Origin of the sequence: Paracidovorax sp. MALMAid1276, from assembly GCF_049198005.1 — a bacterium.
Classification (GTDB): Bacteria; Pseudomonadota; Gammaproteobacteria; order Burkholderiales; family Burkholderiaceae_C; genus Acidovorax.
Map to the genome: position 1 here is coordinate 15,639 of NZ_JBMIRS010000134.1, position 12,645 is coordinate 28,283.

Sequence of the window (12,645 nt, forward strand, 5' to 3'; positions counted from 1 at the left end):
ATGCCACAATCGGCCCCGGCCCAGACCCGGCATTCCGCCGCAGCCCACGGCCTTCCTTCCGAATCCATGCAAATCCCCTACGAACTGGCCCTGGGCTGGCGCTACACGCGCGCGGGCCGCGCCACGCGGCGCAACGGCTTCATCTCGTTCATCTCGGGCGTGTCCATGCTGGGCATCGCGCTCGGTGTGGCGGCGCTCATCATCGTGCTGAGCGTGATGAACGGCTTTCAAAAGGAAGTGCGCGACCGCATGCTCAGCGTGGTCTCGCACATCGAGATCTTCGCCCCGCAGGGCGCAGCGCTGCCCGACCCCGCGCGCACCCTGGCCGAAGCGAAGCAGAACCCCAACGTGATCGGCGCCGCGCCCTTTGTGGCCGCGCAGGCCCTGCTGGCGCGTGGCGAGGACATGAAGGGCGCCTTGGTGCGCGGCATCGACCCGGCGCTGGAAGGCGCAGTGACCGACCTGGCCGCCACCAATGCGCAGGTGCTGCAGCAGCTGGTGCCGGGCGAGTTCCGCGTGGTGCTGGGCGGCGAACTGGCCCGGGCCCTGGGCGTGCGTGCGGGCGACGCCGTGACGCTGATCGCGCCTGCCGGCCAGGTCACCCCGGCCGGCGTGGTGCCGCGCCTCAAGCAGATGACGGTGGCGGGCACGTTCGACTCAGGCCACTACGAATACGACTCGGCCCTGGTGCTGCTGCACCATGAGGACGCACAGCGCATCTTCCGCCTGGAAGGCCCCACGGGCGTGCGCCTGAAGCTCAAGGACCTGCACCAGGCGCGCGAGGTGGCGCAGCAACTGGCGGGAAGCCTCAGCGGCATGCTGCTGATCCGCGACTGGACGCAGCAGAACCGCACCTGGTTCGCCGCCGTGCAGCTTGAAAAACGCATGATGTTCATCATCCTCACGCTGATCGTGGCGGTGGCCGCGTTCAATCTGGTCTCTACCCTGGTGATGACCGTGACCGACAAGCGCGCCGACATCGCCATCCTGCGCACGCTGGGCGCCAGCCCGAAAAGCATCATGGGCATCTTCGTGGTGCAGGGCGCCATGGTGGGCGTGATCGGAACGGCCGTGGGGCTGTTGCTGGGCCTGGGCGTGGCGTTCAACATCGATGTGATCGTGCCCGCCATCGAAAAGGCCCTGAACGCGAGCTTTCTGCCCAAGGACATCTACCTCATCAGCAAGATGCCCAGCGAGCCACAAAGCAGCGACATCGTGCCGATCGGCGTCGTCTCGCTCGTCTTGGCTTTTGTGGCCACCCTGTATCCCAGCTGGCGCGCCAGCCGCGTCAACCCGGCCGAGGCCCTTCGCTATGAATAATGTAGCTGTCAGCGCAATGCCAGAAAGCGCTGGAGGCCAAAATGGCTTGAAAAAAAATGAGGTGGTGCTCGAAGCCCGTGGCATCACCAAGCGCTTCACCGAAGGCCGCCTGGATGTGACGGTGCTGCAGGGCGTGGACCTGCAGATCCACGCCGGAGAAACGCTGGCCATCGTCGGCGCCTCCGGCTCGGGCAAGAGCACGCTGTTGCACCTGCTGGGCGCGCTGGATGCGCCCAGTGCGGGCACCGTGCGCCTGAAGGGCGAAGACATGTCGGCCTTGTCGCCGCAGGCCCAGGGCCAGATGCGCAACCAGCATCTGGGCTTTATCTACCAGTTCCACCACCTGCTGCCCGAGTTCAGCGCGCTGGACAACGTGGCCATGCCGCTGCGCATCCGGCGCATGCCGCCAGAGCAGGCGCACCAGGCCGCAGAGCAGGTGCTGGCGGCCGTGGGCCTTGCGGCGCGCGTGCACCATCGCCCGGCCGAGCTGTCGGGCGGCGAGCGCCAGCGCGTGGCGATTGCGCGCGCGCTGGTGACGCGGCCCGCCTGCGTGCTGGCCGACGAGCCCACCGGCAACCTCGACCGGCGCACCGCCGATGGCGTGTTCGAGCTGATGCTGCAGCTGGCGCGCGACCACGGCACCGCCTTTGTGATGGTCACGCACGACGAATCCCTGGCCGCGCGCTGCGGCCGCGTGGTGCGGATCGCCGAAGGCAGGCTGCAGACGGCGCTGTGATGCCCACCCCGGGCGCGTGCCAGGGGCGGTGAGGCTGCGCCGCAGAGCGCCGCCGGTTCAGATGCCCAGGATCTCCTTGGCGTCGGCCAGTGACTTCATCGACTCGGCGTGTTTGCCCGCCTTGTGCTGGGCTTCGCCATCCGCGCGCAGCTGCTTGACCTTGGCCGCGTTGTCGGCCGAGAGGCTGGGGTTCGTGGCCAGCTTCGCGTCAATGGCCTTCATCTCGTTGGGGCAGTTGTGGGCCAGCGCGCTGGCAGCGGCAAAGGCCAAGACGGCGGCCAGCGTGGTGGAGCGGATCGAGGGGCGCATGGAGTCTCCTTTTTTGTCGCGTTGATGCGATGCCGGGTCTGGTGGTGCATGCACAAGGCGGCGCCCGGCCGCCGCCTCGTGATTCGATCAACGGGAAGGGGCTGGACGGCTACAACACGCGCCCATACCACCACACCGACAGCCCCGCAGCCAGCAGCGCCAGCGCGGCGCCCAGCAGTGCCAGCAGCGAGGAGACTTCGGTCTCCTTCTTCTCTACCGTCAGCCGTGAACTGAGCGTCTCGTACACCTTCTTCAGGTCGGCCGCCGTGGCCGCATGGAAGTATTCGGCGTTGGTGCGCGTGGCCACGGACTTGAGGGTTTCCTCGTCCAGCCGCACCCGCATGGACCAGCCTTCAAAGCCGATGGTCTCGCCCTGCACCGTGCCCACGCCCACGGTGTACACGCGCACGCCCCGGTCGGCGGCCCATTTGGCGGCTTCGAGCGGGTCCACACCAGTGGTGCGCTGGCCGTCGGTCAGCATGATGATGGCGGCCGAGTTGTACGAGCCCGGCGCCACGGGCACAAAGGGCTTGGGCGGGTCCTGCTTGCCGATCTCTTCGATGGGGCGCGGGCGCATGGCCTGGCGCCCGCCGAGGGCGGCGATGTCGATGCCCGCGTCCGGGAACAGCGTGGCCAGCGACAGCATGATGCCGTTGCCCGTGGCCGTGCCGCGCTGCAGCTGAAAGCTGTCGATGGCTTTCACCAGGTCTTCGCGGCTCTGGGTGGGCAACTGGGCCAGCTGGGCGCTGCCCGCAAAGGCCACGATGCCCACGCGCACATGGCGCGGCAGCTCGGCGATGAAGGCCTTGGCGGCATTCTGGGCGGCGGTGATGCGGTCGGGCTCCACGTCGGTGGCCCGCATGCTGCCCGACACGTCCATGGCCAGCATGATGGTCTGGTCCTGCGAGGGCAGGGTGATGACGGCCAGCGGGCGCGCGGCGGCCAGCAGCAGGGCCACCAGCGCCAGCAGGAACAGCGCGGGCGGGATGTGGCGGCGCAGGTTCTGTCGCGGGCCCATGGCCTCGCGCACCAGCGACAGGCTGGAATAACTGAGCGCCGTTTTTTTGCGCCGGTGCAGCAGCCACCAGTACAGCAGCACCAGCAGGGGCACAACCAGCAACAACCAAAGCAGGGTGGGCCAGAGAAAAACCATGGAGTTCCTTGAAGGCGGTGTTCGGATGCGTGGGAGGTTCAGGCCGCCTGCGATGGCGCGCGCGCCGTGCGTACGCGGCGCTGCCGCAGGTCCATGAAGCGCAGGAGCGCGTCCACTAGGTCGTCATCGGTGCACAGCTCCAGCGTGTCGGCGCCTGCACGGGTGAGGCCCTCGCGCAGGGCCGCCTCGCGCTGGGCGGCCAGGCGGGCGAAGCGGTGCCGAAACGCCGCGTCGTGCGTGTCCACCTGCAGCTGCTCGCCGCTTTCGGCATCGCGCAGGGTGACCAGGCCGACGTCGGGCAGCTCCAGCTCCAGCGGGTCCAGCAGGCGCACGGCGACCACGTCGTGGCGCTGCGCGAGCTGGGCCAGGGGCTTTTCCCAGCCCGGGGCGCTGATGAAGTCGGACACCACGAACACCGTGCTGCGGCGGCGCACCGTGGCCAGGCCCGCCTGCAGCAGCCGGTGCAGCTCGGTGCCCGCACCGCCTTGCGGGTGCGCGGCCGCCGCCGGGGCCAGCAGCCGGTGCACCAAGTGCAGCACATGGGCGCGGCTGCTGCGTGGCGGCAGAACATGGTCGACGGCGCGCTGGGCGCCCGGGGCCTCTGCGCCCGCGCCGTACAGCATGGCGCCCACGCGGTTGCCATGGCGGGTCAGCAGGCGCGACAGCACGGCCACAAAGCCGGTGAGGATGTCGCGCTTGGCGTTGCCCTGCGGGCCGAAGTTGATGGACGGGCTCAGGTCGAGCAGAAACCAGGCGGACATCTCGCGGTCTTCGGTGAACACACGCACATGGGGCAGGTTCAGGCGGGCCGTCACGTTCCAGTCGATGTGGCGCACATCGTCGTGCGGCTGGTACTCGCGCAGGTCGGCCAGGTCCAGGCCGCTGCCGCGCATCAGCGTGCGGTAGTCGCCTTGCAGCAACCCGTCGAGGCGGCGGATGACCTTCCACTCCAGCTCGCGCAGCAGACGGTCTGCCTGGCCCGGCACGGTGGGCAGCGCATGCACGGTGGCCGTGGCGGGCGCGGCCGAGGGGTCAGGCTGTTTTTTGCTCATGGTGCAGCGGCCGGGCGGGCGCCGGAATCTTGGCCATGATGCGCGCGATGAGGGCGTCGGCGTCCAGCCCCTCGGAGAGCGCTTCATACGACAGGGCCACGCGGTGGCGCAGCACGTCGGCCGCGAGGTCCACCATGTCTTCGGGCAGCACGTAGTTGCGCCCGCGCAGCATGGCCAGGGCCTGCGCGCCTTCTGCCAGCGAAATGGTGGCGCGCGGGCTGGCGCCGCAGCTGATGTAGCCGGCCAGGTCCTTGAGCCCATGGCGCGCGGGCTCGCGCGTGGCGGCCACCAGTTTCACGGCGTACTGCAGCATCGACGGATCCACATACACCGTGCGGCATTCGGCCTGCAGCGCGGCCAGTTGCGCCGTGGTGGCCACGGGCAACACCTGCACGGGCACATCCAGCGCGCGCTGGGCAATCACGAACTCTTCTTCCTCGGTGGGGTAGCCGAGCAGCACCTTCATCATGAACCGGTCCACCTGCGCTTCGGGCAGGGCATAGGTGCCCTCGGTCTCGATGGGGTTCTGCGTGGCCATGACGAGGAAGGGCTCGGGCACCTTGTGCGTTTCGCCCGCAATCGTCACCTGGCGCTCCTGCATCACCTCCAGCAGCGCGCTCTGCACCTTGGCGGGGGCGCGGTTGATCTCGTCGGCCAGCAGCAGGTGGGTGAACACCGGGCCCAGCGTGGTGCTGAACTCGCCGGTCTTCTGGTTGTACATGCGCGTGCCCACCAGGTCGGCGGGCACCAGGTCGGGTGTGAACTGGATGCGCTTGAAACTGCCCTGGATGGTGCTGGCCAGGGTCTTCACCGTCAGCGTCTTGGCCAGGCCGGGAACGCCTTCCACCAGCAGATGGCCCTGCGCCAGCATGGCCACCATCACGCGTTCCAGAAAGCGGTCCTGGCCCACCACGACGCGCTTGACTTCGTAGAGCACCTGTTCCATCAGGGTGGCGGTGCTGGGAGTGGTTTCCATGGCTTTCTTCCTTGTGAATGTCAACGATGGGGTGAACGTCATCGGCCGCGAAGGCCCGCTAGAACGGGGGCATGCTCACGGCAGAAGCCGCGTTCTCGATGGGTACGGCAAAGCCGATGCCGATAAAGGTGCGCGCGGGTGTGGGGTTGAGGATGGCGGTGACGATGCCCACCACTTCGCCATCGAGCGTGACCAGGGGGCCGCCCGAATTGCCCGGGTTGGCGGCTGCGTCGAACTGGATCAGGTTGCTGAGCTGGCGCTTGCCCTCCGGAGAGGTGAATTCGCGCTTGAGGCCAGACACTACGCCTGCGGACGCCGACGGCCCGATACCGAATGGGAAGCCGACGGCCACCACGTGGTCCCCGGGGCGCAGGTCTTGCGTGGAGCGCAGCGCAGCGGCCTCCAGGTCGTCGGGCACCTTGTGGGCCTGCAGCACGGCCAGGTCGTTCTCGGGCTGGGCGCCGGTGATGCTGGCGGTGGTCTCCATGCCGTCGTGGAAGGTCACGGTGATGCGGTCCGAGCCCAGCACCACGTGCAGGTTGGTCAGGATGGTGCCCTTGTCGACGATGACCACCCCCGTGCCCACGCCACGCTCCACCTCTTCCTTGCCGTTCTTGCTGCGGCCATAGCCCACCACGCGCACCACCGAGGGCGCGATGGACTCTGCGGCGCGCGCGGCCGCAGAGGGCGGCGTGGTGGTCTGCAGCGTGCGCAGCACGGCTGCGTCGATGTCGTCCTGGGTGATCTTGCGGGTGGTGGGGCGCTGCTGCTGCCAGAGGCTGGCCACCAGCAAGGCGCTGAGCACCAGCACCATGGCCCACAGCGCCTGCAGCTGGCGCCGCGGCTGCGGGCCCGCCGTCGCGCCGGACGGGAGTTCCCCGGTGGGCTGGGTGTCGCTGGCTTGCGGGGCCGGTGCGGCCGGGGTGTCGGCCATGGCAGGCGCAGGCCGGCGGGTCGGGCGTGAACTGCTGTAAACGGCGGGCCGGGGCATGCTGTCACCTTTACAAACGCCGTCAACGGGCGCACGGTTTTCACGGTAGCACGGATCGCTGCGAAATGCACTGGCAGGGGCACTGGCACGAGCGCCTTGGGGGCTTTGCGGGCGTGGCCCGGGGCGTTCGGGGCATCATCCGCGCATGCCTGCCTGGATAGACACCCACTGCCATCTGGATGCCCCTGAATTCGATGCCGACCGTGACGCCGTGCGCCAGGCCGCCCGCGCCCAGGGTGTAGAGCACTGCGTGATACCTGCGGTGGAACGCAGCAACTGGGACACCGTGCGCGCCCTCGCGCACCAGTATGGGGACAGCTACGCGCTGGGCATTCATCCCCTCTTCACCGGCAAGGCCGACGATTGCGACCTGGAGCGGCTGGCCCAGGCGCTGGAGCAGCACCAGGCCGACCCGCGGCTGGTGGCGGTGGGCGAAATCGGGCTGGACTACTTTGTGCCCGGGCTGGATGCCGCGCGCCAGGAGTGGTTCTACCGCGCCCAGCTGCAACTGGCCCGGCGCTATGGCCTGCCGGTCATCCTGCACGTGCGCCGTTCGGCGGACAGGCTGCTCAAGGGTCTGCGCGAGATTCCCGTGCAGGGCGGCATTGCGCACGCCTTCAATGGCAGCGAGCAGCAGGCGCAGAGGTTCATCGATAGGGGGTTCAAGCTCGGGTTTGGCGGCGCCATGACCTTTGACCGCGCACTGCAGTTGCGGCGCCTGGCCGCCGAACTGCCGCTTGAAACCCTGGTGCTGGAGACCGATGCTCCCGACATCCCACCCCACTGGCTGTACACCCCGGCCGAGCAGCGCGCTGCGGGAGCGCCCCAGGGCCGCAACGCGCCGGGCGAGCTGCCGCGCATTGCGGGGGAGCTGGCGCAACTGCGCCACCTGCCGTTGGAACGGCTGGCGCAGGCTGCCCACGCCAATGCGCTGCGGGCGCTGCCGAGGCTGGCGGCCCTGCTGCCGGGCTGAGGCACACAACTGAAAAGGGCGGATCGCTGGAAGGGGCAATGGCCCGCTGTATAGCATGGCAGGGCCGCACAGCCTCGCGCTGGCGCCTGTGCACCACGACTGCCAACGACCGCATGAAACAACGCCTGCTGGGCCTGATGCCCTCCCCCGAAGCACTGCGCAGCAACCGCTGGCTGCGCTGGCTGGGGCCTGCGCTGCAGCATCCGCGCCTGTGGCACATGAGCCGCCGGGGCATCGCCCTGGGCATGGCCTTGGGTGTCTTTTTCGGGCTGCTGATCCCGATTGCGCAAATCCCCTTTGCGGCGGGCGCTGCGGTGGCCCTGCGGGCCAATGTGCCGGCCGCAGTGGCCAGCACCCTGGTCACCAACCCCGTCACGTTCGGGCCGGTGTACTACGCGGCCTGGCGCCTGGGCAGAACCCTTCTGGGCGAGCCGGTGAAGCCCGGCGAGGAGCCGCCGATGCCCGAGGACGCGGTCGCTGAAGCGCCCGAACGCAGCTGGTGGGAGACGCTGGTGCTGCGCATCCGTAGCGTGGGCAAGCCGTTGATGCTGGGGCTGGCCGTCGTGGCCACCGGCGTGGGGCTGCTGACCTATCTGCTGGTGACCTGGGTCTGGTTCGCCAAGGTGAAGTGGTCGCGTCGCAGGCGCCTGGCTGGCAAAGGCGCAGAACATGTCTGACGGGCTTGGCAGTAACCGCTCAAAACGATCCGAACGCCGTGCCCAGAGCCACTACGACGGCCAGTGCTACCACGGGGCCTGCCACAGCCACCACCAGGATGTCCACATAGGCCTGACGGTGGCTCAGCTTGCAGATGGACAGCAGCGTGATCACCGCGCCATTGTGGGGCAGGGCGTCCAGCCCTCCTGTGGCGATTGCCGTGACGCGGTGCAGCAGGTCAGGCGATATGTTGGCGGCCTCGCCCATAGCCAGCCAAGTTGCTCCCAGGGTCTGCAGCGCGATGCTCATGCCGCCCGAGGCCGACCCGGTGACCCCGGCGAGCACGTTGACCGCGATTGACAGGGAAATCAAGGGGTTGTCGGGTGCGACACTCAGTACGGCGTCGCGGATCAGCCCGAACCCGGCCAACGAGGCGATCACGGCGCCATAGCCCACCTGCGACGCGGTGTTCATCAGCGGCAGCACCGATGCGCTTGCGCCGGCACCCAGTGTGTCTTTCAACCCTGGGAGGCGGGCGCGTTCCAGCATCATCAGGAGCAACGTGGCGGCAAACAGTGAAGCGATCACCGCCCACACGCCCCGCAGGGCGCCAATGTCGGTGCTGCCGAAACGAGTGGCGGCCAAGTAGCGGGTGTCCAGCGCGGTCAGCACCCAGGTGGACAGCAGGTAGTTGAGCGCAATCACCAGCGCGATGGGGGCCAGGGCGCGGGCCAGGCGCTGCGGTTCGCGCGCGGGGCTTCCGCGCGCGGCGAGTTCGGCACCCGGTGAGCCCGCAGCGGCATCGTCCACGTCGTAGCCTTCGCCTCTCCGGAGTGCGCTCGCCGCGCGAGCCAGAAGCCACCAGCAGCCCAGTCCCAGCATCATCGCGCCACCAATCACCCCAAGCCCGGGCGCGGCAAAGGGCGTTGTCCCGAAGTAAGGCATAGGGATCGCGTTCTGGATGGCCGGCGTTCCGGGCAGCGCGGTCATCGTGAAGGTGAATGCGCCCAGCGCAATGGTGGCGGGCATGAGGCGCCGCGGCAGGCCGGCCTGGCGGAACAGGGCCTCTGCAATCGGGTACACGGCAAAAGCCACCACAAACAGCGATACACCTCCATAGGTCAGCACGGCACACGCCGCCACGATGGCCACCAGCGCCCGGTGGGGACCGAGCAAATCCACGATGCCCTGTGCAATGGCGTTCGCCGACCCCGAGGACTCCATGAGTTTGCCAAACACGGCGCCCAGTAGAAACAGGGGAAAGAACGACACCACAAAACTGCCCAATGCCGGCATGAAGACCTGGGTGTAGCTGGCCAGCAGAGGCGCTTCCGCGCTGAACAAGGTCGCGACCAGGGCCATTAACGGTGCCAGCAACAGCACGCTGAAGCCGTGGTACGCCAGCGTGATCAGCAGGCCCAGCGAAACGAGGATGCCAAGGATGCTGGTCATGGTGAGGGATGCGTGAAGCGGAGCTGACAGCGAGGTAGGAGCATGGCACGCGAATGCGGCGACCGCTGTGACCATACAGCCCATCCTAAGCTCGCACACACGGTTTTGCTTGATGCATGTCAAGACAGCGGGTAGAAACGCTTTGCAGACAGGCCAATGGCTGACACATTTGCGCCATGCCGCTTTGGCGGCAGCGACAGCACATACGCAAACGCCCCACACAAGCCCGCCGTGCCGCCGCCCAATACCGCCCTGGAGACATGAGCACCCCTCTCGCCCCTCCATCCGACAACCTGCCCGGCGTCGCCTCTGCGCTGTGCGACAGCAGCTGGTGTCTGGCTGCTCTGCTCAGGGAACCCTTTGCAGAGATTGCGGCGCTGCTGCTGGTGTGTGCCCTGGTGGGTGCGCTATTTGTGCGCTTGCGACAGCCTGCGCTGATTGCCTACATCGTGGTGGGTGTGGCCGTGGGCCCGGCGGGTTTCGGCTTGGTGCAAGCACACGACCAGGTGGACCTGCTCGCGCAGATCGGGGTGGTGGTCTTGCTTTTTGTGGTGGGGCTCAAGCTGGACCTGCAGCACGTGCGGCACATAGGCCCCGTGGCTCTGGCCACCGGCCTGGGGCAGTTGGTCTTCACGATTGCATTTGGTTTTTTGCTGGTGCTGCTGCTGGGCAAGGGGTGGGTGGAGGCGTTGTATGTGGCTGTGGCGCTCACCTTCTCTAGCACCATCATCATCGTCAAGCTGCTGTCCGACAAGCGCGAGCTGGATTCGCTGCACGGCCGTATTGCCGTGGGCTTTCTCATTGTGCAGGACCTGGCTGTGGTGCTTGCCATGATGGCAGTGAGCACTCTGCGTGCGGTGGATGGGGCCAGCGATTCCGGCGGGTACTCCATGGTGGTGGCGTCGCTGCTGGGGAGGCTGGCTGCCGTGGGTCTGCTGATGTTTGTGCTGATGCGCTGGGTGCTGCCGCGTGCGATTGCGCTCATGGCCCGCTCGCAGGAGCTGCTGCTGCTGTTTGGCGTGGCCTGGGGCATCGCACTGGCGGCGCTGGGTGAATCGGTAGGCTTTAGTAAGGAGGCGGGCGCTTTTCTCGCAGGTTTCTCGCTGGCTTCCACGCCCTACCGCGAGGCGCTCAGCGCGCGGTTGACGGGGCTGCGCGACTTTCTTTTGCTGTTCTTTTTCATTGACCTGGGCTCGAAGCTCGATCTTTCGAGCCTGGGCGCCGAGGTGCTTCCTGCAGCGGTGCTGTCGGCGTTTGTGCTGATCGGCAACCCGCTCATCGTGATGGCAATCATGGGATACATGGGCTACCGAAAGCGGACCGGATTCATGGCGGGCCTCACCGTAGCGCAGATCAGCGAGTTCTCCATCGTGTTTGTGGCCATGGGTATTGCACTGGGGCATGTGGGCGTGGGCACCTTGAGTCTGACCACTCTGGTGGGGGTGGTGACCATCACGTTATCCACTTACATGATCCTCTACTCGCAGCCCCTGTACGAGCTTCTCATACGCTGGCTTGACGTGTTCGAGCGCAAGCGGCCCTTTCGGGCGCTGGCTGTGGAGCGCCAGCCGCGCGGCGATGCGCAGGTGCAGGTGGTGGTGGTGGGCCTTGGGCGTTACGGCGCGCGTCTGCTTGGTGGCCTCCGCGATGCGGGCGTGACGGCGCTGGGGGTGGACTTCGACCCCGAAACCGTCCGCCGCCTGCGCAGGCAGGGCCTGCCCGTGCGGTTTGGCGACGGGGAGGACCCGGACTTCATGGAGACACTGCCCCTGCTGCAGGCGCAATGGGTGGTGAGCAGCCTCCCGCAGTGGGATTCCAATCGAGCCCTGTTGAGTGCGCTGGAATCCGCCGGTTTCCCGGGGAAAGTGGCAGCAGCGGTGCGCGATGCAACCCATGACAGCCTGCTTCAGGCCTCGGGCGTGGCCCTGGTGCTGAACCCATTTGATGACGCCGCGGACCATGCGGCGCGCGAACTGGCCAAACTGGTGACCCGCGAGGAGACTGCGCCATGACACGTCCCGCAAAGCCCACTGTTTCCGTGCACACCATGCCGCTGCGGTCCGTGTTGTGTGCCACCGATCTGTCAGACGGTGCCGTGGTGGTCCTCGGACGTGCGGCGCAGCTTGCGCATGAACACCAAGCGGAGTTGCACGCAGTACATGTGGTGGGCGGCACCTCCATGGACGCCTTGCGCCAATGGCTGGGCGCGGCTTCCACAGCCGAGCTGGCCCTTCTGGGCCAGGCGCAGGGCGAACTGCAGCGGGCCATGGCGTTGGCCGTGTCAGACCGCAAAGTGCGGGTCCACGCCATTGTGCTGGCGGGGTCTGTGGCCGACCAGGTGATTGCCGCGGCACACCGTGTGGACGCCGAATTGCTGGTGGTGGGTGCAAGGCCCTCGACCAACCCGCTGCGCCGTGTAGCCCTGGGCTCAACGGCCGACCGGTTGCTGCGGCGCGGGCACCGTCCGGTGCTGGTTGCACGCGGCGTTGCGCAGAAATGGCCAACAGGTGAATCTGGCGAACGGGTGCTCGTCGCAGTGGATTTCTCGGCTTGGAGCGCGGCTAGCTTGGCATGGGCGAGAACGGTAGCACCCCACGCACATATTGTTCTGCACCATGCTTGGAGCGTTCCGTTTGAAGAAAAGCTGCGGTTCGCAGGGGTGGAGCGTGCAACGGTGCATTCGTACGAAAACACCGCGTACGCCCATGCGCTGAGCCGCCTGCACGCTCTCGCATCTGCCCACGGACTCGGGCCAAATGCGTGGACTCCGAGCCTGGTCCGCGGAGATGCGACGCTCACGACCGCCCAGGCGGCTTTGGACGCCGACTGCCACCTTATCGTGGTCGGCAAACATGGGCTGCATGCAACGCAGGACCTGTTGTTGGGCAGCGTGACGCGCTATGTGTTGGGCGAGTCCGACCTGGACGTGCTGGTGGTGCCGACTGAAGCATCGCCAGCTTCGACCCCTTTGCCGCGTTCCCCGGATACCCCGCACGGATTGGCGGGCTGACGTAACGGTGCGTGTG

12 protein-coding genes are annotated in these 12,645 nt (G+C 67.6%); 6 read left to right on the top strand and 6 right to left on the bottom strand.

Annotation, left to right across the window (positions count from 1 at the left end; translation table 11 throughout):
* Nucleotides 1-66: 66 nt before the first annotated feature.
* Together ACOQFS_RS09120 and lolD are read left to right on the top strand one after the other, a co-directional pair.
* Entirely contained in the window at nucleotides 67-1,320 is a 1,254-nt protein-coding gene (locus ACOQFS_RS09120; protein WP_421562575.1) for a lipoprotein-releasing ABC transporter permease subunit, read from the top strand.
* 16 nt (nucleotides 1,321-1,336) lie between these two features.
* Entirely contained in the window at nucleotides 1,337-2,056 is a 720-nt protein-coding gene (gene lolD / locus ACOQFS_RS09125) for a lipoprotein-releasing ABC transporter ATP-binding protein LolD (RefSeq protein ID WP_421562576.1), read from the top strand.
* A 57-nt stretch (nucleotides 2,057-2,113) separates the two neighbouring features.
* Here the strand turns inward: lolD and ACOQFS_RS09130 are convergent, their stop codons facing one another.
* The 5 genes from ACOQFS_RS09130 to ACOQFS_RS09150 form a co-directional block, all read right to left on the bottom strand.
* Nucleotides 2,114-2,365, bottom strand: a complete 252-nt coding sequence (locus tag ACOQFS_RS09130) for a hypothetical protein (RefSeq protein WP_421562577.1) — start codon at nucleotides 2,363-2,365, stop codon at nucleotides 2,114-2,116.
* 109 nt (nucleotides 2,366-2,474) lie between these two features.
* Nucleotides 2,475-3,518, bottom strand: a complete 1,044-nt coding sequence (locus ACOQFS_RS09135) for a VWA domain-containing protein (RefSeq protein ID WP_421562578.1) — start codon at nucleotides 3,516-3,518, stop codon at nucleotides 2,475-2,477.
* A gap of 38 nt (nucleotides 3,519-3,556) precedes the next feature.
* On the bottom strand, nucleotides 3,557-4,570 hold the full coding sequence (locus ACOQFS_RS09140) for a DUF58 domain-containing protein (RefSeq protein WP_421562579.1): 1,014 nt from the start codon (nucleotides 4,568-4,570) through the stop codon (nucleotides 3,557-3,559).
* On the bottom strand, nucleotides 4,551-5,546 hold the full coding sequence (locus ACOQFS_RS09145; protein ID WP_421562580.1) for an AAA family ATPase: 996 nt from the start codon (nucleotides 5,544-5,546) through the stop codon (nucleotides 4,551-4,553). Before ACOQFS_RS09145 ends, ACOQFS_RS09140 begins: the two co-directional genes overlap by 20 nt.
* A gap of 58 nt (nucleotides 5,547-5,604) precedes the next feature.
* Nucleotides 5,605-6,537: a trypsin-like peptidase domain-containing protein gene (locus ACOQFS_RS09150; protein ID WP_421562581.1), complete on the bottom strand. Its 933-nt coding sequence runs from the start codon at nucleotides 6,535-6,537 to the stop codon at nucleotides 5,605-5,607.
* Between the two features lie 145 nt (nucleotides 6,538-6,682).
* Between ACOQFS_RS09150 and ACOQFS_RS09155 the strand changes: the two genes are divergently transcribed.
* Both ACOQFS_RS09155 and ACOQFS_RS09160 read left to right on the top strand, forming a co-directional pair.
* Complete coding sequence (locus ACOQFS_RS09155; RefSeq protein WP_421562582.1) at nucleotides 6,683-7,510, top strand: TatD family hydrolase; 828 nt, start codon at nucleotides 6,683-6,685, stop codon at nucleotides 7,508-7,510.
* A 113-nt stretch (nucleotides 7,511-7,623) separates the two neighbouring features.
* Nucleotides 7,624-8,187 carry a DUF2062 domain-containing protein gene (locus tag ACOQFS_RS09160; protein ID WP_421562583.1) on the top strand — a complete coding sequence of 188 codons (564 nt, stop codon included), beginning with the start codon at nucleotides 7,624-7,626 and terminating at the stop codon, nucleotides 8,185-8,187.
* 19 nt (nucleotides 8,188-8,206) lie between these two features.
* Here the strand turns inward: ACOQFS_RS09160 and ACOQFS_RS09165 are convergent, their stop codons facing one another.
* Complete coding sequence (locus tag ACOQFS_RS09165) at nucleotides 8,207-9,619, bottom strand: GntP family permease (RefSeq protein WP_421562584.1); 1,413 nt, start codon at nucleotides 9,617-9,619, stop codon at nucleotides 8,207-8,209.
* A 260-nt stretch (nucleotides 9,620-9,879) separates the two neighbouring features.
* On the opposite strand from ACOQFS_RS09165, the gene ACOQFS_RS09170 reads away from it, so the two are divergent.
* Nucleotides 9,880-11,631, top strand: a complete 1,752-nt coding sequence (locus ACOQFS_RS09170; RefSeq protein WP_421562585.1) for a cation:proton antiporter — start codon at nucleotides 9,880-9,882, stop codon at nucleotides 11,629-11,631.
* Entirely contained in the window at nucleotides 11,628-12,629 is a 1,002-nt protein-coding gene (locus ACOQFS_RS09175; RefSeq protein WP_421562586.1) for a universal stress protein, read from the top strand. The genes ACOQFS_RS09170 and ACOQFS_RS09175 overlap by 4 nt, the downstream gene beginning before the upstream one ends.
* The last annotated feature ends 16 nt before the right edge of the window (nucleotides 12,630-12,645 follow it).